Origin of the sequence: Streptosporangium fragile (assembly GCF_039534445.1) — a bacterium.
Lineage (GTDB): Bacteria > Actinomycetota > Actinomycetes > Streptosporangiales > Streptosporangiaceae > Streptosporangium > Streptosporangium fragile.
Window position 1 is genome coordinate 1 of the sequence record NZ_BAAAVI010000186.1, and the last position, 797, is coordinate 797.

General features: G+C 68.0%; 1 protein-coding gene. It reads right to left on the bottom strand.

From position 1 onward, the window contains the following. Positions 1-797: carbohydrate ABC transporter permease (locus ABD841_RS40565; protein ID WP_344982408.1), on the bottom strand; the 797-nt coding region annotated here is incomplete at both ends.

Sequence of the window (797 nt, forward strand, 5' to 3'; positions counted from 1 at the left end):
CGGCGACCTGCCTCCTGCCGAGGAACCAGTTGAGCGGGATCACGATGGCGGTGACGACGACGAAGAGGAGGACGTTGCCGGCGGTGGACAGGCCGTAGAAACCGGCCTGGTACTGCTTGTAGATGATCGAGGCGATGACGTCGCTGGTGAACCCGGGGCCGCCGCGGGTCATCGTCCAGATCAGGTCGAACGAGCGCAGCCCGCCGATGAACGACAGGATGATCACCGAGTAGGTGGCCGGCCAGCTCAGCGGGAGCGTGACGTGCCGGAACCGGTGCCAGGCGCCTCCGCCGTCGACCGCGACGGCCTGGTAGTAGTCCTGCGGGATGGACAGGATCCCGGCGATGTAGATGACGGTGGCCAGGCCCACCCCCTTCCACACGTCCACCAGCGCCACCGAGAGCAGCGCCGTGTTCGCGTCGCCGAGCCAGTCGGGGCCGTCGATGCCGGCCAGCGCGAGGGCCTTGTCGACCAGGCCGGTGTCCGGCTTGAGCAGGACGCTGAAGGTGATGCCGACCGCGACGGTGGACACCAGCACCGGGAAGAAGACGATCGAGCGCAGGAGGCCGCGCAGCCGCAGCCGGGAGGTGAGCAGCACGCCGAGCAGCAGCCCGAGCACGACCTTCAGGGCGCTGGTGACCACGGCGTAGACGATCGTGTTCCGGAAGCCGACGCGCAGGTTCTGCTCGGCGAGGAAGTCGCGGAAGTTGGCCAGCCCGACGAATTCGCTGTCGAAGAGCGTCCAGCGGGTGAGGGCGAAGTAGAAGGCCATCGCCGTCGGGACCAGGAAGATCACG